Annotated in this window: 28 protein-coding genes and 1 tRNA gene; 11 read left to right on the top strand and 18 right to left on the bottom strand. The window is 63.7% G+C overall.

Features of this window, described 5'->3' with window-relative positions; genetic code table 11:
- Positions 1 to 48: 48 nt before the first annotated feature.
- Positions 49 to 546, top strand: a complete 498-nt coding sequence (locus VJ109_RS09335; protein ID WP_324756238.1) for a hypothetical protein — start codon at positions 49 to 51, stop codon at positions 544 to 546.
- Here the strand turns inward: VJ109_RS09335 and VJ109_RS09330 are convergent, their stop codons facing one another.
- Both VJ109_RS09330 and VJ109_RS09325 read right to left on the bottom strand, forming a co-directional pair.
- Positions 547 to 1,176, bottom strand: coding sequence for a protein-L-isoaspartate(D-aspartate) O-methyltransferase (locus VJ109_RS09330; RefSeq protein WP_324756237.1), 630 nt, complete (start codon positions 1,174 to 1,176; stop codon positions 547 to 549).
- A 1-nt stretch (position 1,177) separates the two neighbouring features.
- A complete protein-coding gene (locus tag VJ109_RS09325) occupies positions 1,178 to 1,831 on the bottom strand; it encodes an HVO_0476 family zinc finger protein (RefSeq protein WP_324756235.1) in 654 nt (217 codons plus the stop codon).
- A gap of 150 nt (positions 1,832 to 1,981) precedes the next feature.
- On the opposite strand from VJ109_RS09325, the gene VJ109_RS09320 reads away from it, so the two are divergent.
- Positions 1,982 to 2,398: a DUF1648 domain-containing protein gene (locus VJ109_RS09320; RefSeq protein WP_324756233.1), complete on the top strand. Its 417-nt coding sequence runs from the start codon at positions 1,982 to 1,984 to the stop codon at positions 2,396 to 2,398.
- 4 nt (positions 2,399 to 2,402) lie between these two features.
- Here VJ109_RS09320 and VJ109_RS09315 read toward each other — a convergent pair whose 3' ends face one another.
- Positions 2,403 to 3,356 carry an aminopeptidase gene (locus VJ109_RS09315; protein ID WP_324756231.1) on the bottom strand — a complete coding sequence of 318 codons (954 nt, stop codon included), beginning with the start codon at positions 3,354 to 3,356 and terminating at the stop codon, positions 2,403 to 2,405.
- Between the two features lie 169 nt (positions 3,357 to 3,525).
- On the opposite strand from VJ109_RS09315, the gene VJ109_RS09310 reads away from it, so the two are divergent.
- Complete coding sequence (locus VJ109_RS09310) at positions 3,526 to 4,590, top strand: type II glyceraldehyde-3-phosphate dehydrogenase (protein ID WP_324756229.1); 1,065 nt, start codon at positions 3,526 to 3,528, stop codon at positions 4,588 to 4,590.
- A 38-nt stretch (positions 4,591 to 4,628) separates the two neighbouring features.
- On the opposite strand, the gene VJ109_RS09305 is transcribed toward VJ109_RS09310, so the two are convergent.
- Entirely contained in the window at positions 4,629 to 5,120 is a 492-nt protein-coding gene (locus VJ109_RS09305) for a metallophosphoesterase (protein ID WP_324756226.1), read from the bottom strand.
- A gap of 88 nt (positions 5,121 to 5,208) precedes the next feature.
- On the opposite strand from VJ109_RS09305, the gene VJ109_RS09300 reads away from it, so the two are divergent.
- The gene (locus tag VJ109_RS09300; protein ID WP_324756224.1) at positions 5,209 to 5,457 is read left to right on the top strand and encodes a DUF7533 family protein; all 249 of its coding nucleotides are present in this window, start codon (positions 5,209 to 5,211) and stop codon (positions 5,455 to 5,457) included.
- A gap of 18 nt (positions 5,458 to 5,475) precedes the next feature.
- On the opposite strand, the gene VJ109_RS09295 is transcribed toward VJ109_RS09300, so the two are convergent.
- The 3 genes from VJ109_RS09295 to VJ109_RS09285 are packed head-to-tail and all read right to left on the bottom strand — an operon-like array spanning position 5,476 to position 8,073.
- Entirely contained in the window at positions 5,476 to 7,317 is a 1,842-nt protein-coding gene (locus VJ109_RS09295; protein WP_324756222.1) for an ATP-dependent helicase, read from the bottom strand.
- A 54-nt stretch (positions 7,318 to 7,371) separates the two neighbouring features.
- A complete protein-coding gene (locus VJ109_RS09290) occupies positions 7,372 to 7,671 on the bottom strand; it encodes a DUF7521 family protein (protein WP_276178172.1) in 300 nt (99 codons plus the stop codon).
- 51 nt (positions 7,672 to 7,722) lie between these two features.
- Positions 7,723 to 8,073 (bottom strand): ArsR/SmtB family transcription factor, encoded by a 351-nt coding sequence (locus tag VJ109_RS09285; RefSeq protein ID WP_324756220.1) that lies wholly within the window; start codon positions 8,071 to 8,073, stop codon positions 7,723 to 7,725.
- Between the two features lie 132 nt (positions 8,074 to 8,205).
- Here VJ109_RS09285 and VJ109_RS09280 point away from each other — a divergent pair, with 132 nt between their 5' ends.
- Positions 8,206 to 8,691 carry a PadR family transcriptional regulator gene (locus VJ109_RS09280; RefSeq protein WP_324756218.1) on the top strand — a complete coding sequence of 162 codons (486 nt, stop codon included), beginning with the start codon at positions 8,206 to 8,208 and terminating at the stop codon, positions 8,689 to 8,691.
- Positions 8,692 to 8,817: 126 nt separating this feature from the next.
- Here VJ109_RS09280 and VJ109_RS09275 read toward each other — a convergent pair whose 3' ends face one another.
- Positions 8,818 to 8,997 carry an HVO_0416 family zinc finger protein gene (locus VJ109_RS09275; protein ID WP_276178178.1) on the bottom strand — a complete coding sequence of 60 codons (180 nt, stop codon included), beginning with the start codon at positions 8,995 to 8,997 and terminating at the stop codon, positions 8,818 to 8,820.
- A gap of 131 nt (positions 8,998 to 9,128) precedes the next feature.
- Between VJ109_RS09275 and VJ109_RS09270 the strand changes: the two genes are divergently transcribed.
- Positions 9,129 to 10,376 carry an outer membrane protein assembly factor BamB family protein gene (locus VJ109_RS09270; protein WP_324756214.1) on the top strand — a complete coding sequence of 416 codons (1,248 nt, stop codon included), beginning with the start codon at positions 9,129 to 9,131 and terminating at the stop codon, positions 10,374 to 10,376.
- A gap of 8 nt (positions 10,377 to 10,384) precedes the next feature.
- Here VJ109_RS09270 and VJ109_RS09265 read toward each other — a convergent pair whose 3' ends face one another.
- From VJ109_RS09265 to VJ109_RS09250, 4 genes are all read right to left on the bottom strand, one after another.
- Entirely contained in the window at positions 10,385 to 10,714 is a 330-nt protein-coding gene (locus VJ109_RS09265) for a hypothetical protein (protein WP_276178182.1), read from the bottom strand.
- A gap of 142 nt (positions 10,715 to 10,856) precedes the next feature.
- The gene (rdfA, locus tag VJ109_RS09260; RefSeq protein ID WP_324756211.1) at positions 10,857 to 11,474 is read right to left on the bottom strand and encodes a rod-determining factor RdfA; all 618 of its coding nucleotides are present in this window, start codon (positions 11,472 to 11,474) and stop codon (positions 10,857 to 10,859) included.
- 41 nt (positions 11,475 to 11,515) lie between these two features.
- Complete coding sequence (locus VJ109_RS09255; protein WP_324756209.1) at positions 11,516 to 13,471, bottom strand: archaea-specific SMC-related protein; 1,956 nt, start codon at positions 13,469 to 13,471, stop codon at positions 11,516 to 11,518.
- Between the two features lie 909 nt (positions 13,472 to 14,380).
- Positions 14,381 to 14,485, bottom strand: a tRNA-Ile gene (locus VJ109_RS09250).
- A 152-nt stretch (positions 14,486 to 14,637) separates the two neighbouring features.
- Between VJ109_RS09250 and VJ109_RS09245 the strand changes: the two genes are divergently transcribed.
- Entirely contained in the window at positions 14,638 to 15,846 is a 1,209-nt protein-coding gene (locus VJ109_RS09245; protein WP_324756207.1) for an inorganic phosphate transporter, read from the top strand.
- Here VJ109_RS09245 and VJ109_RS09240 read toward each other — a convergent pair.
- The gene (locus VJ109_RS09240; protein ID WP_324756205.1) at positions 15,839 to 16,270 is read right to left on the bottom strand and encodes a universal stress protein; all 432 of its coding nucleotides are present in this window, start codon (positions 16,268 to 16,270) and stop codon (positions 15,839 to 15,841) included. The two genes, VJ109_RS09245 and VJ109_RS09240, sit on opposite strands and share 8 nt — an antisense overlap.
- Positions 16,271 to 16,665: 395 nt before the next feature.
- On the bottom strand, positions 16,666 to 17,358 hold the full coding sequence (locus tag VJ109_RS09235; protein ID WP_324756203.1) for a hypothetical protein: 693 nt from the start codon (positions 17,356 to 17,358) through the stop codon (positions 16,666 to 16,668).
- 79 nt (positions 17,359 to 17,437) lie between these two features.
- Here VJ109_RS09235 and VJ109_RS09230 point away from each other — a divergent pair, with 79 nt between their 5' ends.
- The 3 genes from VJ109_RS09230 to queC are packed head-to-tail and all read left to right on the top strand — an operon-like array spanning position 17,438 to position 19,380.
- Positions 17,438 to 17,884 carry a 6-pyruvoyl trahydropterin synthase family protein gene (locus VJ109_RS09230; protein WP_324756201.1) on the top strand — a complete coding sequence of 149 codons (447 nt, stop codon included), beginning with the start codon at positions 17,438 to 17,440 and terminating at the stop codon, positions 17,882 to 17,884.
- Positions 17,884 to 18,663 (top strand): 7-carboxy-7-deazaguanine synthase QueE, encoded by a 780-nt coding sequence (locus tag VJ109_RS09225; protein ID WP_324756199.1) that lies wholly within the window; start codon positions 17,884 to 17,886, stop codon positions 18,661 to 18,663. The genes VJ109_RS09230 and VJ109_RS09225 overlap by 1 nt, the downstream gene beginning before the upstream one ends.
- A 3-nt stretch (positions 18,664 to 18,666) precedes the next feature.
- Positions 18,667 to 19,380, top strand: a complete 714-nt coding sequence (queC, locus tag VJ109_RS09220) for a 7-cyano-7-deazaguanine synthase QueC (protein ID WP_324756197.1) — start codon at positions 18,667 to 18,669, stop codon at positions 19,378 to 19,380.
- 12 nt (positions 19,381 to 19,392) lie between these two features.
- Here queC and VJ109_RS09215 read toward each other — a convergent pair whose 3' ends face one another.
- Positions 19,393 to 19,776 carry a methylglyoxal synthase gene (locus tag VJ109_RS09215; protein WP_324756195.1) on the bottom strand — a complete coding sequence of 128 codons (384 nt, stop codon included), beginning with the start codon at positions 19,774 to 19,776 and terminating at the stop codon, positions 19,393 to 19,395.
- Positions 19,777 to 19,864: 88 nt separating this feature from the next.
- Positions 19,865 to 20,125, bottom strand: coding sequence for a HalOD1 output domain-containing protein (locus tag VJ109_RS09210; RefSeq protein WP_324756193.1), 261 nt, complete (start codon positions 20,123 to 20,125; stop codon positions 19,865 to 19,867).
- Positions 20,126 to 20,505: 380 nt separating this feature from the next.
- Here VJ109_RS09210 and VJ109_RS09205 point away from each other — a divergent pair, with 380 nt between their 5' ends.
- Complete coding sequence (locus VJ109_RS09205) at positions 20,506 to 21,207, top strand: nucleotidyltransferase family protein (RefSeq protein WP_324756191.1); 702 nt, start codon at positions 20,506 to 20,508, stop codon at positions 21,205 to 21,207.
- Between the two features lie 27 nt (positions 21,208 to 21,234).
- On the opposite strand, the gene VJ109_RS09200 is transcribed toward VJ109_RS09205, so the two are convergent.
- Both VJ109_RS09200 and VJ109_RS09195 read right to left on the bottom strand, forming a co-directional pair.
- On the bottom strand, positions 21,235 to 22,317 hold the full coding sequence (locus VJ109_RS09200; RefSeq protein WP_324756189.1) for an ABC transporter permease subunit: 1,083 nt from the start codon (positions 22,315 to 22,317) through the stop codon (positions 21,235 to 21,237).
- Positions 22,317 to 23,279, bottom strand: coding sequence for a carbohydrate ABC transporter permease (locus VJ109_RS09195; protein ID WP_324756187.1), 963 nt, complete (start codon positions 23,277 to 23,279; stop codon positions 22,317 to 22,319). Before VJ109_RS09195 ends, VJ109_RS09200 begins: the two co-directional genes overlap by 1 nt.
- Positions 23,280 to 23,286 lie beyond the last annotated feature (7 nt).

Genomic DNA, 23,286 nt, shown 5'->3' with positions numbered 1-23,286 from the left:
TCGGCCACCGACACAAGAGTGACCCCGCGGCGGTGTGAACAGACAGCCATGCCAGGGACGCCTGACCCGGCGCTCGGCAGCGACACGCTGACACGGGCCGTCTCGGTTGTCGCTTCCGTTGCTGTCCTCGCGCTGCCGTACCTGTTCGTCGACCGCTGGCCGCCGCTGCGGGTGGCGCTGGGCAGCGGCGCCGTCTACGCCGTCGGCTGTCTGTGCTGCTGGGCCGGCGCGCGGCTGCTCACCGACGCGTTCGCGAGCGGGTTCGGCGACCGTCCCGTCGCTTCCGCCGGGGTCGGCGCTGTCGGAACAGTCGTCCTGGCCGCGCAGGCCGCGGTGCCGGTGTACGGCTACGCACGGTACGGCGTGGTGGTCCCACTGGTGGCGCTCTCGGTGGTGACAAACGTCCTCGTCTACACCTTCCTGCTCGTCCGGGGCGAGACGGACCCATTGGGGCTGTACGCACTCTTTTTCGGCCCGGCGCTGGTCGCCGGACTGGCGCTGCTCGCGGGGCTCGAACTGTGCGTCCGGTGGCTGCTGTTGGCGTGACTACTGCAGCGGGACGAACCGGACCGCGCCGTGGGTCTCCCGTTCGAGCGAGCCGTCGGCGCGCCGGCGTGCCCGGACCAGTCGCTGGCGCCCGTTCCCGATGGGGGCGAGTACCAATCCGCCGGGGCGGGTCTGTTCGACCACCGCCCGTGGAAACTCCGGCGCGGCGCAGGTGAGATACGCCCGGTCGTAGGGAGCGTGGTCAGCCCAGCCCTGCTTACCGTCGCCGGGACGGACCGATACGTCCCCGTATCCCGTCGCTGCCAGCCGCTCCCGTGCTGCCTGTGCCAGCGAGTCGTGGTACTCGACGCTGTAGACGTTCTCGGCTCCGACCAGTTCGGCCGTGACCGCGGCGTGGTAGCCACAGCCCGTCCCGATCTCCAAGACGCGGTCGCCGGGCTGGAGTTCCAGCAGCGTCGCCATGATCGCGACCATATGCGGCGCGGAGATGGTCTGTTCCTCGCCGATAGGGAGCGGGCTGTCGACGTATGCGCGGTCGCGCCGCTCCTCGGGAACGAACTCGTGTCTGGGGACCGTTTCGAGTGCGTCGAGAACCCGCTCGTCGTCGAGTCGCTCGCGGCTCCGGAGCCGGTCGACCAGCGCCGCGCGGTCTCGCGCCGGGTCGTTCATCCTACCAGGCCGACCACGCAGTCGTCGACTCGTCGCGGACGTACAACCGGTTGATATCCTTCGCGACGGCGCTGTCGCCCTCGTAGTCCAGTTTGTCGAAGTCGTAGCCGTGGGCGTCGTCGCGGATATGGATGCCCTCGACGGTGAACTCCTCGTCGCCGAAGGTCTCGGTCTCGCCGACCTGGAACTGATAGTCGCCGGGGACCTGGAGCTTGAAGCTCTCGGTCTCGTCGTGGCGCCCGTCCTTGGGATGCATGGTGACGTTGACGGCGACGTTCCCGACGGCTCGGGACCAGATGGTCTCGACGGCGCTGGTCGGTGCCTCCTCCTCGCGGCCCTCGGCCGTCTCTAAGCTGGTGATCCGGGCGGTCACGACGGCTTCCTCGGTCTCCAGGAGGAACTCTTCGCCGACCGCGAGTTGTTCGTCTTCGGGGACATCGACCTGGGCGGTGAACGATTCTCCGTCCTGGGAGACGACGACGTTCCGTGGGACAGTCGTCTCCTCAGGGAGCTGTTCCTTGTGGACGTGGTCGCACTCGGTACACCGGACAGTGACCTGGCCGCCGTCGTTCAGCACTTCGTGGACGGTCTCGACGTCGGGCGAACAGGCGGGACAGGGGAGGCCGACCCGTTCGCCAGGTGAAACTGTAGTCATAGCTCGCCGTTGACGGGCCGGGCGTAAATGGTCGTCGCCACGTCCGGCTCGTGCAGGCCGCTGGCACGGGCAGACCTGACAGACGGAGGCTGTCCTGTCACTCCCGACCCAACGAAACCATCTTGGAGTCAGCGGTTCAATAGGTAGTCGATGCCTCGATATCGGCCCGCTGACGCGTTGAACGTCGGTATCGTTCTCCTGACGGCGCTACTGGGGGTTGCCCTCTGGCCACGGCTCCCCGCCGAGATGGCGATCCACTTTTCGGCTTCGGGAGTGCCGGACAACTACGTCCCGAAAGCCGTCGGCGTCGCGTTGCTGCCGGCGATCATGCTCGCGGTGTTCCTGTTCGTGAAGACAGTATTCAGCTACGATCCACCGAGCGATTCCCGCGTTCCCACAGTCGTGACGGTCGCGACGACGGGGTTTCTCGGCGCGCTCCACGCGCTCGTCCTCGCCTGGAACGTCGGCTATCCGGTGCCGATGGACGCCGTCCTGCTCGGGGCGCTCGTGTGGGCGGTGGCACTGTGTGGCTACGTCTACCGCCGGGAAGCGGTCTCGCTCACGTGACCGGTCACTCGGCCGATGGCAACTCGATCGGTTCGCCGTCGGCGTACACCGTCGGTTCGGTCAGGATACCGTCCAGGTGGATCGGCACGTGGGTGTCCCCACCGATCGCGTGGTCGTCGCCGACGGCGATGTGGACTGTCCCGCCGGCCTTCTCGTCTAAGAGGACCGATCCGACCAGTTCCGTGACCGCGACGTTCGTCCCGATGCCCAGTTCCGCCAGGTTGTAGGCGTCCCGCCCGACCTCCTCGGCGGCTGCGTCGAGTTCCCGCCGAACGTCGGGATCGTCGATCTCGGTGACGAACCCGTCCTCGACTTCGAAGGCCAGTTGCGTTCCGTCGAGTTTCCCGTGGGGACGCATCGTCCCGTCGACGACGAACCGGCCGTCGGCTGTCTCGGGCGCGACGAACACCTCGCCGGCCGGCAGGTTCGACATCTCGCCCGGTTCGTGGACGATTCCGGTGTCGAGTCGCCACTCCCGACTGCCGAGGCCGAAGGTGATATCGGTTCCCTGTGGGGAGGTGACCCGGATCTCGCCGGCGTCCCGAACCTGTTCGAGGACCGCCTCACAGTGCTCGCGGATGCTGTCGTAGTCGGCGTCCAGCCCCATCAGGAACACGCCCTCGGTGATACCGGGCAGCGTCGCGACCCGGGCGCCGGCGGCGTTGGCCTCGCTACGGGCGTCGGTGTGGCTCAGGCTCTTGGTCGTCGGCGCCAACACCACGTCCGCGGTCCGCATCGCGCCGGCGACCGGCGCCGGTGGTTCCTCCCCGTGTTGGTCACCCGGCGGGTATCGAACGAAGACGGTGTCCTCGGTGATCTCGGCGGCGACCCGGGCGAGGGCCTCGCCGATCGCCTTGCGCTTGTCGTCGGTGACGACCGCACAGGATTCGTCGGGCTGGAGGTTCAGACACTGCTTGATGGCTGTCTCTGCTGGCCGTCTGAGCGACGAGTTGTCCATACCGACGGGTCGGCCGGGAGCGGATTAACTCTTGGTACGGGAGCGCCGGCCGACCCAGCGCTGTCGGCACCCGTCGTGTGACAGTACCGCCCGAGAGTACAACGATCCGAGTTAATTTCTATCACTATTAACCGTAAAGAATATCGTCGTCTCCCGAGAACAACTTGATATGCTCCATGTGGGCATCAACGGCTTTGGCACGATCGGCAAGCGAGTCGCCGACGCGGTGCGTGCCCAGCCCGATATGACCGTCGCTGGCGTCTCGAAACGGACACCGAACTTCGAGGCGACGATCGCACACGACCGTGGCTACGACCTCTATTCGGCCGGTGAGGACGGCCGCGCTCCGTTCGACACCGCTGGACTCCACACGGAGGGGACGGTCCATGATCTCGTCGCGGCCAGCGACGTCGTAGTCGATACGACGCCTGGCGGGATCGGGGCGAAAAACGCCGACCTCTATGCCGACCACGACACGCCGGCGATCTTCCAGGGCGGCGAGGACCCGGGCGTAGCCGAGATGAGCTTCAACGCCAGAGCGAACTACGAGTCCGCGTTGAACGCCGACACCGCCCGCGTGGTCTCGTGTAACACGACCGGTCTGTCACGCCTGTTCGCCCCGCTGCGGGAGCGCTATGGCATCGAGAAGGCCCGGGTGACCCTGGTCCGGCGCGGCGGCGACCCCGGCCAAACCAGTCGCGGCCCGATCAACGACACCCTCCCCGATCCAGTGGAGATCCCCTCCCACCACGGCCCCGATGTCCAGACGGTCTTTCCCGATATCGACATCGACACGATGGGGATGAAAGTCCCGACGACACAGATGCACACCCACAGCGTCAACGTCACGCTGGAGTCGAACCCGTCGGCCACGGCGGTCCGGGAACTGCTGACGGCGGAGTCCCGGCTGTTCCTCATCCCGGAGACGCTGGGGATCGACGGGGCCGGGAAGCTCAAAGAGTACACCCGCGACGCCGGCCGCCCGCGGGGTGATGTCTGGGAGAACTGCATCTGGGCGGAGTCAGTCACCGTCGAGGACAACGACCTCTATCTGTTCCAGGCGATCCACCAGGAGGCCGACGTGGTCCCCGAGAACATCGACGCCGTCCGCGCGCTGTCCGGGCGGACCCCCGACGCCGCCCGCAGCATCAGCCGGACCGACGAAGCACTGGGGGTCGGGCGCGGCCTGGTCCAACACGGTGGAAGCACTGCCCGGCGGACAGCCGACGACTGATCGCGCTGGCCGTCGTGACAGCGGCCACCACGGGACCGTTACCCGAGTTCGTGGAACGTCAGGTCCCCGCTATCGGTGTCCAGCGTCGCAACCGAGAACGCCTCGGGCGCCGGCGGGATGGCGATGCCACCGGGGTTGACCCGGACCGTTCCCTCGTACTCCTCGGTCCCGCGCTCGTGCGAGTGCCCGTGGAAGACGTAGTCGTAGTTACCACACTCGACCAGGGCGTCGACGATGGCGCCGCTGGTCCCGTGGTACACTGCGGTTTCCGCGCCGTCGAGCGTGATCTCGCCCATCTCATCCAGGTACGTCCCGAACTCCGCGACGGTCGACTGGACGGCCCACTCGCCGTCGTTGTTGCCCCGCGCAGCATAGAACGTCCAGTCGCCCTCGAAGGGAGTCACCGAGAACGGCGCGACGAAGTCGCCACAGTGGACGACCGCGTCGACAGCCGCGGCCTCGAAGGTCTCGACTGCGGCCTCGACTACGTCCAGGTTGTCGTGCGTATCGGAGACGATGCCGACCTGCATACCCGTCCGTTCCGCCGCCGGCGTCAAGAACGTACCCCCGCGGCGCCGTCCCGCGAAGCTTTTGTCCCGCTGGCGACAACCCCGTCCAATGGCAGGTGGCATCCTCGACACGATCGGCCTGCTGACGGTCGTCGTGTTCGCCGTTCCCGTCGCGCTGTTCGGCGCCGAGCATCTGCTCCGGGGCGAGTTCGTCGCCGGCGTCGGGTTCCTGGGGATCGCTGCCGGAATGATCGCCATCGAGCGGTATCTGGTCACCCCGACCGACGTGCCGGCGATAGCCGCCGAGAAGACCGTCGGTGCCGTCGCCAAGACCGACGATCCCGACGAGGACGAGTAAGGCAGGTCGCGCGAGCGATCAGTCGGCCGCGAGCGGTTCGCTGGCTTCCTCCAGCAGTTCCTCGATGGAGCGCTCACTGGGCTCGTTTTCCAGCAACACGTCGATCGGCAGCGTCGGTGCGCCGTCGACGAGGTTCTCCAGCAGGACCAGCCGTTCGCGGGCCCGCGACATCCCGACGTAGAACACACGCCGTTCGTTGTCGGTCAGCGTCGGCACGGGACTCGTGTGTTTGGTGAACTCGTCGACGCCGGGCACCTCGATGCCCTTCTGCTCGACGGTCGCGGCCATCTGCTCGACAACCTTCTCGGTGAGGTCGGTGGCGACGAAGACGTGGTCGGCCTCGCGACCTTTCGCGGAGTGGATCGTGCCCACGCGGACCCGATCGGCGTCCATCCCGCGGTAGTCGCCGGTGAAGTAGGCACTGACGGTCCGTTCCTGGAAGTTCGTCACCTTCCGCAGCATGTCGCCGGCGGAGGCGGCGTCGGGGACGAACGGGACGTGATCCCGGACGACATCCGGCGAGATCTCGATCTCGGCGATGTCGTCTTTGACGTGGTTCTCCTCGATCTCCTCCAGTTCGTCGAAGAAGTCGTCGCGCTCGCCGGTCCCGAAGGCCGAATCGGCCAGCATGTCGGCCAGCCGGCGAGCCTCCAACACCGAGAGGTGTTCGTCGTTCTCGATAGCCTCGACCCCGCGGACGTACTGTGTCAGCCGGTCGGTCCACATCCGCTGGTCGGTCAAACAGGAGAAGGGGATCCCCTCGTCGATGAACTCGTCGATGAACTGGAACATCTGGTAGCGGGCCCGGAAGAGGACCATCACCGTCTCGTCGGACTCGCCGACGGTGGCTTTGACGTTCCGAGCCAGATCGAACATCGAGGGGTTGGGGACCGCCTCGACCCGTCCGCCCTCCTTGCGCGGGTTGAGGTCTTTCTCCTGGCGCTTCTCGATGTGGCGGACCTCCCGGTTGACCACGTTGAGGATCTGTGACGGCAGTCGGTAGGAATTGGGGAGGATCTCGTCTTCTGTGACCTCCTCTTCGAGCAACAGGTCGGGGTCGGCGCCCTGCCAGGCGTAGACGACCTGGTCGTCGTCGCCGGCGATCAGCACCCGCTTCATGTGGGGTTTCCACTCCTGGTAGACGTCGTACTGCAGCGTCGTGATGTCCTGGAACTCGTCGATGATGAGGTAGTCGACGTTTGGCAGCAGCGAGCGCTGAGCGACCCGTTCGAGCATGTCCGCGAAGCCGATGACGTCGTTGTCGCCCTTGTACGTCCGCCAGCCACGGATCGCCTCGGGCACGTCGACGCGGTCGTCGTCGGTCGGCCAGGTCGGCGTGTACTTGTTGCCGGTCTGGGCGTTGTCGTCGATCTCGGGCGGGAGGCGGACCTCCTCGTCGTCCCACTTGAACGGCACGTCGTACCAGTCTGCCACGTCGCGGCGGGTCCGCTGGAGCCACTGGCTCGTCGCGATGATCTTGTTACCGAGCGTCGTCGAGCGGGCCGACCGCCGACGGGACCCCTCGTACTCGTCCTCGTAGTCGATCCCGAACTGATCACAGAACTCCTCCTTGTCGTCCTCGCCGACAACGTCGCCACGCGAGAGGTTCAGCAGTTCGTAGGCCTTCGCGTGCATCGTACAGACGTTCCCACGGAGCGCTCGGGGCGTCACGTCCAGCCGTTCGGCCAGCCGTTCACGGACCTCGGCTGCCGCCGCACGCGTGTAGGACACGACGAGTACGTCCCGGAAGTCGACATCGTCGTCTTCCAGCAGTTCGTCGACACGGTCGAGGAGGGCCGTCGTCTTCCCGCTGCCGGGTCCACCGAACAAGCGGACGACCTCGGTGGTCGGTTCAGTCATTGAAACGATAATAGAGGCGCGGACGGATAAACGGCGCGCTTTCGCGACCCACCGTCAGCGGTACAGTGAGACGTACAACATCGCGAACCCGATGATAAAGGGGACGGTCTCGGCCATCTGGAAGAACACGCGCACCAGCGCGTCGACGTTGGCCGCCCCGAGCTGGGTGATGACACTGGAGACTGCGACCCCCATACTGATGAACGCGAACCCGACGAAGGCGTACTGAAGGCGTTCCGAAGGCCGCTTTCGGTACGCCTGGAAGCTGATGAGCGTGATCCCCAGCGTCAGCCCGAACACCACCATCCGCATCAAAACGAGCACACCGCGCGCGATTGCGACACCGTCGGCCATCTTGTCACCTCTGTTTGCCCACCGGGGTCGTAAACATTCGCGTCGGCACGGTCACTCGGGGTTGAGTTCGTCCCAGAGCTGGCCGAACCGGTCGGGGAGGTTCTCCTCGCGATAGATGCGGACCTTGTACTCCTCGTCTTCCAAGGAGATGACTGTCGACTCGAAGTTCGACTGGTACACCTTGTAGTGGTTCCCGTCCTCGGCGACGAGCGTCTGGTCTTTGATGAGGTCGTACTCGTCGAGCATCTCGATGCGGCGATACACCGTCGGCAACGAGAGGTCACACTCCTCGGCGAGTTCCTTGGCCGACTGTGGCTCCCGACTGATGGCGGCCAGCACGCGCCGTGCGTGCTGATCGCCGATCGTATCGAGAATCTCTTCGATACTCTTGTCGTCCGGCACTACCGTCCAATTCTCCCGGGACAGTAAAAGCGTTTCCGAGCGCCGGGGTCCTTTCACGCTCAGAAAACACTGCCGCCGATATATGCGACTGGCAGTAGAACCCGTAGCTGCGGATCACGTTCAGGTGAGACGATGTCCGGAGACAACCTCCGTCGCATGACGACGGACACGACAGTGGGCGAGACACCCGACGAGCAACTGACCCCTCTCGGCGGGACAGATCGTCCGGAAGTCGAGAGCGGCACCATTCCGGAGCCGCTGTTGTCTTCGGTCATCGAGGACGTTGCTGACGGTGATCTCACCGTCGACGACGGCCTCGTGACCCAGAGCCTGGACGAGATCCTGCTCGCGATGATCGCGCTGGCCGACGACGAGACACACGGTACCGGACTCATGGAGGAACTCTCGCGGCTCTTCGATGCGGATCTGAGTCCTGGGACGGTGTACCCGCGTCTCCACGACCTCGAGGCCGAAAGCCAACTCCGGATGCACGAACTCGTGCAGACCAAGCAGTACTCGATCGACGACGCGGCAGCAGCCGAATCGAAGATCGAGGACGCGATGTACCAACATCTCGCGATCGGACTGTTCCTCCACGCGTCACTCGACAACGTCTAATCGCTCTCTCCCCGGGGTCGACCCGGCGACTCCTGACCCCAGTCGCCGGGGTCGACCCGTGTGTTAGCTGCTGAGAGCTATCGCTGGCACAATTAATCGCCGAAAAGTCAGTGAATCGGGACCCCGTCAGTTTACGGGTGTCCACCCGCACACCGAGCACTCTGTCGCCGCGTCGTCGTGGAGACCGCCACAGTCGGGACACTGCTTTTTGTTGTAGTTCTCCTCCCAGGCGGCCGTCTCAACGTCGTGGCCCCGTTGGGAGAGGAACTGGTCGAACATATCGTCGCTGCTCGGTGCGGACGCCATACGTGATATGCTATACCACACCACCATATAGGTCTACCGATACCCGGAAAGATTTGCCCATGATGCCGGAGCCCCCCTTTTAATTTTAGATATCAGTAGTTATATTATTGAGAAGAGCGGTGAATTAGTCGATGCGTGAGACGTTTCGACGTCGGACGTTCCTGACTGCCGTCGCGACGACGGCGGTCGGACTCGCCGGCTGTGGGGGGGACAGCGACGACGATCAATCCACGGCAACCGACACTGTGACGGACACGCCCGTTGCGACGGCGACCGAAACCGCAACAGCGACCGAAACTGCGACGCCGACACAGACGCCACAGTTGCTTCCCGAGGCCGACTGGCCCTCGTATCACTACTCGGCCGGAAACCTCGGCGTCCACCCGGAGGCGACCGGGCTTTCCGGACCACCGGCGACGAGTTGGACGTACGATCTCGGCACGCCGACCGAGGGGTCACTGACACTCGTCGACGGCACGTTGTTCGTCGGCGCCGGGAGCGTCCAGAGCAGTTCCGACGCGGGTGCGATCCACGCGATCGACGCGGTCTCGGGCGACCAGCAATGGAAAGCAGCGACGAACGGTCCAGTCCACGCGACGCCCGTACACAAGGAAGGGTTCGTCTTCGCCGGTACCGACACCGGAACCATGTACGCTCTCAACGGGGCCAGCGGTGAGGTGTTCTGGACCTACAGCCCCTCGTCGGGCGCCGGGTTCGGGACAGCCCACGTCGCCGACGGGACCGTCATCGTCGGGACAGGCGGTGGCCGCGTCCTGGAACTACGGCAAAACTCCGGGGGCCGGACCGGAGAGACCGACGTGACTGCAGAAGTACGGACCGCGATCGCCCGCGTGCGGGGTGTCACGTACGTCGGGACCAACAGCGGGAGTATCTTCGCCCTCGCCGACTCGGCGGCCGACTCCTGGGAGTACGACGAGGGGCGTGGCATCCGCGGTGTCGCCACGGACGGCCGCGCGGTCTACGCGACCAGCCGCAATGGAAAACTGTTGGCACTCAACACCAACGGACGGCTGATCTGGGAGTTCGGAACCGCCAGTCCGGTCCGTCACAACCCAGTCATCGACGGCGAGTGGGCGTTTTTCGGGACCGACAGCGGCGAGATATACGGGCTCGAAGACGGGCTCGAACGCTGGAAGACGGAACTCGACACCGCGCTCTCGAACGCCCCAGTCCTCGTCGAGGGGACACTCTACGTCGTCGCCAACGACGGCACAGTGTACGCGCTGGACCGCGCGACGGGGTCGGTCAAGTGGTCACACGCGCTCGATGTCCCAGTCGAACGGAGTACGCCGATCGTCAGCGGGGGGCGTCTGTGGGTCCCGACACTCGCTGGGACCGTCCACGCGATCGACGGCTGACACCCGACTCACTCCTGTAGACTCGGTCCCGGTTTCCAGGTGTTGCCCTCCAGAACGACGAGGTCGTACCGTTCTAACACCTGGAGCGTGTCGACGACGGCCTGTGCATCGAAGGCGACAGTCATCCCTTCCGGAAGCTGTTGGGCGATCGCGCTCCGGGTACCGCCGTTGATTCGGACGACCGTCTCCAGGAGGATTTCGAGATCGCCGAGCAACGGATCGAGGTCCGTCCGCCCGCTGTCGCTAGAGTCGAGCTTGGAGATGACTTCCTCGTAATCGCCGCTGAGTTCCATCGATACGGACACTTCCTTACCGTCTGCGTCCTCGTTCTCGCTCATTGTCCGGAGTATGAACGGTCACCCCCAAAACAATTACCATCCCTCCGGTATCTACCGGTATGTCCGTCGGATACGCACGTCGATCCAGTAAAACAGACGTATCAGTGCGATGAAGGGGAGAGGGTATCCGATCGTGCCGTAACTACTCCTGCTGGCAGGAACAGCCACCCTGCTCGAAGAACGTGGCGACCGTATACTGTGTCCCACACTGCTGGCAGAGGACCTGGGCGTCGAGGAACACCTCGAAGTCGTCAATGTCGATCCGGTCCGTATCCCGAAGCTTCTCGATACGTTCCTCAGTGACCGAGAGCGTCCGCGTCATCAATCGCTGGATACTCTCCAGGTCTTTCTCGATTTTCTCCTGGTCGCTCAGTCCCTCGTACTCCGCACCGCGCCAGTCCTTGAGATACGATCTGATAGCCTGGTAGGTGACGAAGTCCTGCTCGAGGTCGTCGACGTCGATCCCGTTCCGTTCGAGTCGGTTTCGCGTGTCGGTCCTGACACCAGTACTGACATCGTCGCCGGTGAGGTTCTCGTAGGTCGTCCGGACATCGCTTTCGAGGGCGCTCATCCCGGCGTCGAGTAACAACTGTTCGAGCAGCCGCTTGTTGAAAAACTCCGCGAGATCCCGGAGACTCATCCGCTCGGCGCCCTCACCCGTCCACCGCGCTTCCAGATCGGCCCCGAGCCCGTCCAACCCGTACTCGTCGATGAGGCGTGCTACCTTGCTCGCTGGCCGGTCGTCCGGTGTGTCTGCCATCGTGGTATCCCTAGCGAGAATAGTGACAAAAGGCTACTGAGTCAGATCGAAGTGATACGGTGGAACTCCTCGTCGAGTGCCTGTGCGTCCTCGGGCAACAGCGCCACGACGAGATACTGGGCGTAATCCGCGAAGTACGCGACCAGTTCGGCGATCCGGCTCGAATCGATCGCCTCCAGCGAGTCAAGCAGCATGAACGGCACCGTTTCGTGGAGATCGTGGACCAGATATCCCGCCAGCGCGAAGATCAGGCCGGTCACCTCGCGCTCGCTCTCGCTCAGGTGTTCGATCGTGTCCTCGTAGGCGGCTCCGTTGTCCGTCGTCCGGACAATGTGGAGTTCGAAGGCCGTCCTGTCGACTTTCTGTCTCCCCTCACGGACCGTCCGCTCGACACGCTCGATCCAGATCCGCTCTAGGTTCTCGTACTGCATGATGTCGAGGATCGCGTCCATGTGTTCGTTGAACTCCTCGACTGCCCCCGCCTCGATCTGGTCGATCTTGGTCCGCTTGTCGGTGAGTTCCTCGACCAGTTCGTCACGCTCGGCCCGGAGATCGTCTGCCCGGTCTAACAGTTCCTCGATCGATTCGATCTCCGAGGAGATCTCGTCGAGGTCCGATTCCAAACTATCGATCTCGAATTCGAGCTGGTTTGCCTCCTTGTGGAGAGAGAGGATATCGTCGAAGTCCTCGGATTCGAGATCGTCGACTTCTTCTTCGAGAGTCTGGACCTGGTCGGTGAGTGACTCACGGCGCTCTTTCAACGAGTCGATCTGGTCCTCACGGCGTTCCAGTTCCGTCTCGATGTCCTCGATCTGTCGCTGAACGTCTTCCCGACGCTGTTGTTGCTGTTCGGCTTCGCGTTGCTGGCTCTTGAGATCGTCAAGTTCGGATTTGAGGTCGTTGAGCGCCTCGACCTTCTCCTGGCGCAAGTCCTGCAACCGGGTGACCGTCTCCTCGATCTGTTCGCGTTCGACCGTCGATCCACACGTCCAACAGACGATCGATTCGTCGTCGTCGAGCAGTTTGTCGGTGACCGCGTCCGCCGGTTCGTCCTGCTCGTCGTCAAGCGACTGGATCACGCCGTAATCCTCCTCTTCGAGTCGTTCCTCGTTGTACTGGATGAGACTCTGGAGATCGGAGATCTCGGTGTTGAGTGCCTGGCGCTGATCGCGCAGACGGCTGATCTCGTCGTCGAGATGCTGGTGTTCGCCCATCGGCGTCTCAGGGAGGTCCGAAAGCTCCGATTCGAGCTCCTGGCGTTCCTGTTTCAGCGAGGAGATACTCTCCTCCTGTGTCTCGATCTGCCGGCGGGCTGATTCCAGATCTGACCGTGTCGATCGGAGTTCGTCCAGTTTATCCTCTAACTCCTCCTGTTCTTTCCGACTCTCTTCGATATCGCGACTGTTCGAGTCGATATCGTCTTCTTTCTCGGCCAGTTCATCCCTTTTTTCCGATATCTGGTCTTGTATTTTGCTTTTTTGCTGCTCTAGATCGGGAAGGTTGCGCTTCTTTGATTCTATCTCCGCCAATTCGTCGTTTATTTCGCCTTTTTCTTCTTCGAGCCGGCGGATCTCGTGTTTGATTTCGTCGATATCGACCGGTCGCATGATGATCTCACGGAGATCGTCACCACGTGCGACCGACTGGCGGGCCTCGTTGGTCTCCAGCAGAAACGCGAACACGTCTGCGACTGCCGGATCGTCGAGGTACCCGCCATCCTCGAACTGGACCGTCTCACCGGTCCGTTTCAGCCGTCGTTCGTACGACTGGCCGCCGATCGATAGTTCCACACTGCCCGTGTCGGCATCGCCTTTCAACGTCGCCTGGTTGCTCCCCATCACCGCCATGATAGACTGAAGAAACGACGTACGGTTCGTCGCGTTCTTCCCTGTGAGGACAGTCACACCCGGCGGGATATCGACACTGGTCTCGCTGATGCCCCCGATGTTTTCGACGTGAAACTGCGCCACATCAGAGGACTGTTGAGACATTCCCATATATCCATCCTCAGGGCCAACAGTAAAAAAACTGTTTTATTATCTATCGATACGTTTCGGTACTGCCGGCCTCACAGATGACTGTCTCCGATCCTGTGCCTCTGCACCCGGTCACCGGCACCAACCAAGCAGCAACAGCACAATCTGGCTAACAATCGTACCTTCGTTATTTTAACAGTCAGTAATATTTCGGTGCGGAGAAGCGGTGAGTACACATCTAGACAGATATACTCAACTAGATTCTGTCCACATTCAAGCGATATCTAGACCACTAATTTAGCTATACACATTCAGGCATCCATATATAAAACTACAGAGTAAATACTCCCCCAAAATCCAGATTATATCTCTACACTTTGGTTTTGTATTCCTCTATTTCCGAATTGGGTGCGAATCTTTCGTATATATTCTCATACCTCCAGATTTGAGGGCGGTTTTTGAGTGTACTAGAGATCAGTTCCCGTTACAGCCGGTATCTGCGGATACGAAGCAATGGATTTCGTGGTGTCTTGTAGGCGATATTCCTCGATTCAGGACATCCATTCATTGAAATCGGTAGCACCACATTAAGACAGATACGATCTCTTCACCGGAGAAATTCTGTGGTGGCCCCGTCACGAGTCGAGCCAAGGTGTGTCCGGCTTCGGCGCGTCTGTCTCGGCTGCACGGGCTTCTTTCGTAATCTCGGCTGCCTCGTCAAGGACGTCGAAGACGCACTGGCGGGGACGATCTTCACCGCCAGCGCGTTCGTCCTCTCGCTATCGTCACTCGCCGCGGCCTACACCACCAACCGCGTCAACGAGAGCCGCGGCGAGAACTACGAGAGTACCACCGATTATGCTTATTTCCGTACAGAGAGGTGCTTCACGGGGATTATTCTGGTACGTTCGACGTCGACAAGGAGCTGGATGGGCCCTGCCGGATTTGAACCAGCGCTCAATCGGTATCCCACGCCGACGGAGTCCCCGTCGACGATATGAGCCGATCGCTTTAACCAGACTAAGCTAAGGGCCCTCTGTATGTGCGTTCTGTAGTGGTGCCCTTTAGCCTATCGGGATTGGGCGTCGTCGACCGTCGTACGGGTACAAACCCTTTTCGCCCGGACGTGCCAATATCGTGATCATGGACAGCCGGTGTGGACGTGTCGCGGCGGGAGTGAGCGTCTGATGGCAGCGGCGGGATTCTGGGCGTTAGTCGGCCTCGCGACGGTGACAGGGCTGGGGACTGCCTGGGCGCTCGGTGCGAACAGCAACTCGCCACCGTTCGCGCCGGCGATCGGGGCCAACGCGATCTCGACGATGCGAGCGGCGTTTCTCATCGGGATTCTGGCTGCGCTGGGCGCGCTCACACAGGGTGGGAGCATCTCGGAGACGGTCGGCTCGGGGCTGATCGAAGGGGAGCCGATCACCTCGCTGGCCGCGACGGCGGGACTGTTGACCGCGACGGCGTTCATGGCCTTCGGGGTGTACTCGGGATATCCCGTCCCGGCGGCGTTCGCCACGACGGGTGCGATGGTCGGTGTCGGCCTCTCACTCGGCGGGACACCGGTGTACGACACCTACCGGGAGATACTCCTGTTTTGGGTCCTGGTCCCACCGGTCTCGGGCGGGCTGGCGTATCTCACGGCGACGTTGCTACGCCGGGACGACATCCCCGAGACGGTCAGCGTCCCCGTTCTGGCAGCGGTCGTCGGCGGGATCGTCGCCAACGTCCAGTTGAGTATCATCCCGTCACCACCTGGCGAGACACAGGCGTCACTGGCGAGTTTCTTCGGGCAGTTCGTGACGACGCCGGCCATCGGTGGGCTCGAACTCGACGTGCTCGCGGTGACAGTGGTTGCTGCGGTCGGCGGGTTCGTGTTCATCCGGCGACGGACTCAGGAGTCCGTCGACCGCGGCGTGAAGACGTTCCTGGTCGCGCTGGGGAGTGTCGTCGCGTTCTCCAGTGGCGGGAGCCAGGTCGGACTGGCTACTGGACCACTAGAGAACCTCTACCGGGTGGAACTGGGGCTCCCGGGGATCGTCCTGCTCGCGATCGGTGCAAGCGGTATCCTCGCGGGCGCGTGGATGGGCGCGCCACGGCTCCTACAGGCGACCTCGCGGGAGTACGCCCAACTGGGAATCCGCCGGTCGATCGCGGCGCTGGTCCCGGGGTTCATCATCGCGCAGGTGGCGATCGCACTGGGAATTCCCATCTCGTTCAACAATATCATTATCTCGGGGGTCATCGGTGGCGGTCTCGCGGGCGGATCGGCCGGCGTCTCCCGGCGGAAGATCGGCGTAACACTCACCTTCTGGGTCCTGACACTCGTCGCGTCAATCGGCATCGGCTTCGGTCTCTACCGTGTCTTGGGGACGGCATTGGGCGTTATCTGACGACAGTGACCGTCACGGATGCCTTGCTGACGACGGCAGTCGCGACAGTCCCCAACAACCGATCGACCAGATTCGGCTCGGTCCGTCCGTGCCCGCCCATGACGACGTGGTCGACATCGCTATCGTCGACGAACGCCAGGATCGTCTCGGCGGGATCACCGGTCTCGACAGCCGTCTCAACCGCACGGTCGGTCTCGCTGGCCGTCGTCTCGGCTCGCTCGACGAGTGTCTTGGCCCGTTCGTGGGCCTGCTGACGGCGTTGGTCGCCGGCCCCGACGATGCCACCTTCGCTCATCCCGTCGTCCAACGGCGTCACAACGTTCAGAACCGTCACTCGACAGTCGAAGGTTTCGAGTGCGTATGACAGCGCCGCGTCGGAGAGCGGCGATCCGTCCAGCGGAACGAGAACGTGGTCCGGGGCCATGCGCTCCATAGCGTGGCGGCGTACAAGATTCTCCCGCCCGAGCGGTTCCCGGGATCGAACTATTTACTCGGTCTGAAAATAACATATTTCGTAGGTTATTTACTGTCTCGGCCGGTTCACTTGGTTGGCAGGCAAACGGGCTGTACCCGTATCCCATCGTCGGTCACCTGTCCCCGACGATCCGCCCCTCCCCAGGGGCACGATACCACCGTTTCCAGACCGTCCCTGCCACGTCAGTCAGCCACGAGGCACTCTCCGTGCCAGAGTAGTGCCTCGCTGTCCACCAATACCATCGATTGCCTTGTCCACCGGGGCACGTCACTGCCGACGTGTCCCGGTCTCCCCATTCGAGTGCCCATCAGCGACTGCTGGGTACCCCGCCCCACAACCGGGTCTCACTCCTCGAAGACCTGCTCGACGTCCGATTTGGCATCGGGAATAACACGTTGCTCGGCACGCCGCATCGACCGGAGTGCCTCGTCGGTGAACTCGACCTCCAGCGATGGGAGCGCTCTGGCGAGTCCACCCAGGACCTCGCCCGGATCGATCTCCAACTCGAAGACGAACGCGTCCCGGTGTTCCTGGAGGGGTGTGCTGTACGCGAAATGGCGTTCGACGATATCGATGGCCTCCTCGTAGTCGTACACCTCCGCCACGGCGGTCCAGAACTCGTCGCTCTCGGCGTCGATCAGCGGCGCGATGTCGTCACCGAACGTCCGCTGTCGGGCCAGTAACGTCTCACGGATCGTCTCACGGCGCTCGCCCCTGACGCCGTTGGCCAGCGAGTTCCAGTAGATATCCCGGGCCAACACGTCGTCGCCATACTCCTCGAAGGTGGCGTCGGAGTCCGCGGCGTAGTCCAACACCGGTTCGAACTGGGCCATGATCTCCCGTTGATACTCCCTGAGTTTCGGGCGGACGACGTGGCGCTCCAGGGGTCGACTGTTCTTCAACAGTTTGCTCGCAGCTTTGCTCCCGCCACCCCGGGAACCACGGAGGACGGCTGCCACGTCGAACGCCGCGTAGGTCTCGTCGACGAGGTCCGAGAGGTACCGCTCGAACCCGTCTTCCACGGCACGTCGTGTCACACTACTGTCTGAGTGCCCCACCATCCTATCCCTTACGCCGGTCCGACCGATTTATGCCGGCGCTCAATAATCTTGCAGTATGACTCAGAGAGTCCCAGAGCCCGATCCGATCGCCGATGCCGGCGAGCGGACCCTCGTTGTCGGGAGGGACCGCCCGATACGTATCTCGGCGGGCCACCGGCTCATGCACCACGACGGAAAGTGTTCGCGCCCGCACGGGCACAACTACGAACTGACGGTCCGGCTCACCGGCGACCTGACCGAGGCGGGGTGGGTCGTCGACAAGGGGGCGGTCACCGACGCCATCGAGGTCTGGGACCACCGCTTCTTACTGGAGGCGGGTGACCCGCTGATCGACGCCTTCGAGGCAAGCGGCGACGGCGACGCCGTCGTCGTGTTAGAGCGGCCACCGACCGCGGAGGTCATGGCGACAGTCCTCGAAGAACGGTTGGCCGAGCAACTCCCCGAGACCGTCTCGACCGTCGCCGTAACGGTCCGGGAGACCGGCGAACTCTGTACCCGCTGATGCCCGTCGCGAGTGACGCTACCGCGCTCGACGAACTCGACACCGCCACAGCGGAGACCGACGCGCTTCCGATCAACGAGCTGTTTTGCTCGCTGCAGGGGGAGGGACGGCTGGCCGGCACTCCGTCGGTGTTCGTCCGGACCAGCGGCTGTAACCTCCGGTGTTGGTTCTGCGATTCGTACCACACCTCCTGGGAACCGACCGGCGACTGGTACGGGATCGAAGAGGTCCTCGGCGCCATCGAGGGCTACGACGCGGACCACGTCGTCCTCACCGGCGGCGAACCGCTCGTCCACGACGCCAGCACCGCCCTGCTGGAGCGACTGGCCGACCGGGGCTATCACACCACCGTCGAGACCAACGGGACCATCGTCCCGGACGCACCGATCGATCTGGCCAGCGTGAGCCCGAAGCTGGCCTCCAGCACGCCGACCGCCGACCGCGATCCGAAGGGTGAGGGCGAGTGGGCCGACCGCCACGAGGACCGCCGGCTCGACGTCGGCACGCTCGCCACGCTGGTCGAGCGCTACGACACCCAACTGAAGTTCGTCGTCACCGGTCCCAACGACATGGACGAGATCGAGGGACTGCTCGAACGGATTCGGACTGCTGCCGACGCGCCCCTCCCCGACGACAGCGTCCTGTTGATGCCCGAAGGACAGACTCGCGATCGACTCGACGAGACCCGCCCGGTCGTCGCCGACCTGGCGCTGGAGCACGGGTACCGGTACACGCCCCGGCTCCACGTCACGCTCTGGAACGACGCCCCGGGCACCTGACAGATGACACACGACCCACAGACACACGCGGACCGCGCTGTCGTGCTCGCTTCCGGCGGCATGGACAGCGCCACGGCCGCCTACGAGGCACAGGCCCGCGGGTACGACGACCTGTACCTGTTGCATACGAGCTACGGACAGAACACCGAACAACGTGAACTGGATTGCGCGCGTGCGCTAGCCGACCACGTCGATGCGGCGGCGTTCCTCCACGTCGAGACCAGTCACCTCCGGCAGATCGGCGGCTCCTCGCTCACCGACGACGGGATGGCCGTCGCCGAGGCCGACACCGAGGGCGACGAGATCCCCAGTTCCTACGTCCCCTTCCGGAACGCGAACCTGCTGTCGATGGCGGTCTCGTTCGCCGAGGCCAACGACGCGAGCGCTGTCTTCATCGGTGCCCACAGCGAGGACTTCTCGGGGTATCCGGACTGTCGCCCCGCCTTCTTCGAGGCCTTTCAGTCAGTCGTCGACGTGGGGACGAAACCCGACACGGAGATCACGCTCGAAGCACCCTTCGTCGAGTGGACCAAGACCGACATCGCCGAGCGCGGACTCGAACTCGGGGTCCCCTACGCCGACACCTGGAGTTGCTACCGGAGCGACGAACCCGCCTGTGGCAGCTGTGACGCCTGTGCCTTCCGGCTAGAGGCGTTCCAGCGGCTGGGCGAGCGCGATCCGATCCCCTACGAGCGCCGGCCCGACTACGCGGACTGATCCGGACCGCCCTCAATCGTCGGCCCTGTCGGCGGCCACCCCGTCCAGGATGTACTCCGCCGACGTTCGGGTGGTCGCAAGGGGCACGTCGTGGACATCACAGATGCGCAACAGCGCCGTGATGTCCGGTTCGTGTGGCTGTGCAGTGTGAGGGTCACGCAGGAAGACGACGGCGTCGATCTCGTCCTGTGCAACCTCCGCGCCGATCTGCATGTCCCCGCCCAGCGGCCCGCTCTGTTTCCGCTCGATCTCCAGATCGGTCTCGTCGCTGATCCGCTGGCCCGTGGTGCCGGTCCCGACCAGGTCGAACTCGGACAGCAGCGACTCGTAGGTCCGAACGAGGTCGATCATCTCGGGTTTCTCGTCGTCGTGGGCGATGAGCGCGACGCGTGTCATGAGTTGTCTCTCGGAAGCCGGGCTAAAAGCTGGTTGGGTCCTGTCGGAGACGCTACCACTGCCAGAAGGGGTCCTGGGCCGTGTCCGTCTACTCGACATCGACCCGGCCGTCGGCGGAGACCGTGACCGTATGTCCCTCAACGGTGAACGTTTCGGGCTCGCCGTCGTTGACGACCCCGCGCAGTGTCTCCTCGTCGACGTACTGCTCGATGTCGCCGACCTCCTCGACAGTGAGATCTGTCGCCGCCAGAACCGCGTTGGTGATTACTTCGTCCGCAGGCACCGGGGTCTCCCACCCGTCGTCGTCGTCGTCCTGCAGCAGGTACACTGTTCCGTTGTCGGTGCTCATACACGATACCACGCCGGGCTAGCGCTTAATAGGTGTTCAGCTGTTTCAGAGCGTGAAACAGCTCCGTGCCGGCGTGTGTCACATTCGTATCAGACAGGCGACTCTATCGACGGTCGATCGATGCCAAAAACGGTGTCGGAGGGCTCCCGGACAGAGGTTGTCAGAGGCACGGCCCGGAGTACTCGCTCCGCAACACCAACAGACGATACTCCGTGGTACTACTTAATGATTCGTCTCGCCCGACAGCGATCTATCGATGGTCGCAGATCACCGGATCGAGGGGAGCCCTCGGCCGTGCGCGCCGACGATGTGTCGCCAGCCGGACGATCCGGCCCGACGATTGCCGTGGTGTTTTTGACCGGACCCGTTGCACTATCGGTATGGACGGTGTCGTACTCGCGGCCGGATCGGGAACGCGGCTGCGGCCGCTGACTGCCGACAGACCGAAAGGACTCGTCCGGGTCGCCGGGCAACCGCTCCTCTCACACGCGTTCGATACCGTGTTGTCGGTCGGTGTCGACAGACTGATCGTCGTGGTGGGCTACCGAGCCGACGATATCGTCGAATACTACGGTGACGACTACCGCGGCGTCCCGGTCGAATACGTCCACCAGGCCGAGCAACTCGGGACCGCTCACGCACTCCAGCAGGCGTGTCCGCTCGACGGGACGACCGTCGTGATGAACGGGGACAACGTCTGCCGGGCGAACCTCGACGCGGTCCTCGACCGCCACCGAGAGACGGATGCAGCCGCCACACTCCTGGTAGAGTCGGTCACACGCGAGCAAGCCCGCGAGACCGGTGTCGTCGAAACCGACGACGGTCGGGTCACCGGACTCGTCGAGAAACCGGCCGACCCGCCCTCGACGCTGGTCGTTCGAGGGTTTCAGGTGTTCGAGCCGACGATCGAGCCGGCCTGTCGGCTGCTCAGACCGTCGGCTCGCGGCGAGTACGAACTCGCCGACGCGGTCGACCTCCTCGTGCAGGCGGGCCATCGGGTTGAGACGGTTCGACTCGACGGCTGGTGTCACAACGTCAACGACAGGGCGGACATCGAACAGGTCACCGAACGGCTCGACTGAGCAGGTGCGACGAAACGCGGCGCGGGGTCAGCCTTCGACGCCGCTGAAGGAGAGCCCGCCCTCGATGTACCGCTGTGCGAAGAGATAGACGAGCATGATCGGCGTCGCGAACGTGAGCGCGAACGCGGAGAACCGCGCCCACGGGATCGAGTACTCGTCGACGAGCGAGTAGAGTCCGACCGGGAGGGTGTAGTTCTCGGTGCCCAGCAGCGTCTGGGCGACGACGAACTCGGTCCAGCCAGTCAGGAAGGTGAAGATGAACACTGTCGCGAGGCCGGCCGCGGACATCGGGAGGATGACCTCCCAGACGACGCGCCACGGCGGCGCGCCGTCGACGACGGCCGCCTCCTCGTAGGAGACCGGGATCCCGTCCATGTAGGTCTTCAACAGCCACGTGTTGAACGGGACGGCCGTCGCGGCGTAGTAGACCGCCAGCGCCAGTTTGTTGTCGTTGATGCCGAACTGGACGTAGATCGCGTACATCCCGATCAGCAGGGCGACGCCGAGTCCGCCGCCGACCTGGGTCATCAGGACGTACAGGAACAGGATCTTCCGGCGGAAGAGGAACTCACGGCGCGAGAGCGCGTACGACGCCGGGATGATCAGCGCCATCGCGATCAGTACCGTCGGGATCGCGACGGTGACGCTGTTCCAGAGGAACTGCTTGAACTCCGACGGCCGGTCGACGCCGTAGGCCGAGGCGTCGAGGAACGTCAGTCCGGGCGTCTCGAAGACGAACGCCAGATCCGTCAGTGGGATGGCGACCGTGATCGCCAGTGACGGGATACCGATGTCCCCGACGACCCAGACGAAGGGCTTCACCGTCGGGTTCGGCGGGATCAGCGTGATGCTGTCGGACGTGTACAGCGACGCCCCCGATCCGGAGATGGCCGCTGTGAAGATCCAGTAGATCGGGAACAGGAGCGCGAGCACCATCGCTGTCGCGGCGATCGTCGAGACGACGACCCGCAGGACCTCCGAAGCGGGCACCTCGCCGCGTTGGACCGCCTCGACGGTGTATTTCCACTGCCGGACGGTCTCGACTGGCGTCCGGGCGATGTTGAGGGCGTCCTCGGTGAGTTTCCGCGTGATGTTCGAGAGCAGTCCCATCAGTCGTTCACCCCGTCAGCCAGCCGGCCCTTCTTGACGTTCAGCCACATGAACGCCCCGATGAAGAGCAGTGCGACGATACTGATCGCGGCACCGCGACCGTACTCCTGGAACTGCAGCGCCTCGCGGTAGCCGTAGACGACGATGAGTTCGTTCGCCCGGGCCGGCCCCCCCTCGTTGAACACGTAGGGGATCAGGAACTGCTGGAACGAGGCGGCCGACGTGAGGATCGTCGCGAACAGCACCGGCCGCTTGATCGACGGCAGCGTGACGTGGACGAACCGTGAGACGAAGCCGGCGCCGTCGACGACGGCGGCCTCGTGGAGTTCCTCCGAAACGTCCTGGAGTGCGCTCACGGTGATGATGACCATGAACGGGTAGGCCAGCCACGCCTCGGTGACGTTGTAGGCCATGAACGCGGTCCACCGGTTCGAGAGCCACGAGATCGACTCGAACCCGAATCCGGTCAGCAACTGGTTCATCAGTCCGAACTGAGCCGAACTGAAGATCCCGCGCCACACCGTGATGATAAAGATCGGCGGCAGGCCCATCGGGAAGATGATGAACGAGCGCAACAGTCGTTTCCCGCGGACGAGATCGCTGGTCACCACGAGCGCGATCGAGAGGCTCGTGGCGATCTTGAGGATAACACTCGTCGCGACGAACAGCCAGGTCACCCCGAAGGAGTTCCAGAACTCGGGGTCGGTCACCACGTTAGCGTAGTTCTCCAGACCGACAAAGGTCGCATCGCCAAACGTCAACACTGCGATCGCCCCCTCACCGGCAAAGAGGTTCGCCGGTTCGGCGTTCGTAAAGGAGATACCGATCAGATAGACGACCGGAAACAGCATGAACGCCGAGAAGATGAACAGCCCGGGTAAGACGAGCAACAGCGACGTGTCTTCCCGATCGAGGAAAGGGACGTTCTCGACGCGGCGTGCGACGCGTGAAACCGTACTCATGAGTGTC

Origin of the sequence: Haloarcula montana (assembly GCF_035666295.1) — an archaeon.
GTDB lineage: Archaea > Halobacteriota > Halobacteria > Halobacteriales > Haloarculaceae > Haloarcula > Haloarcula montana.
This window is presented reverse-complemented; position numbering and strand designations above follow the sequence as displayed.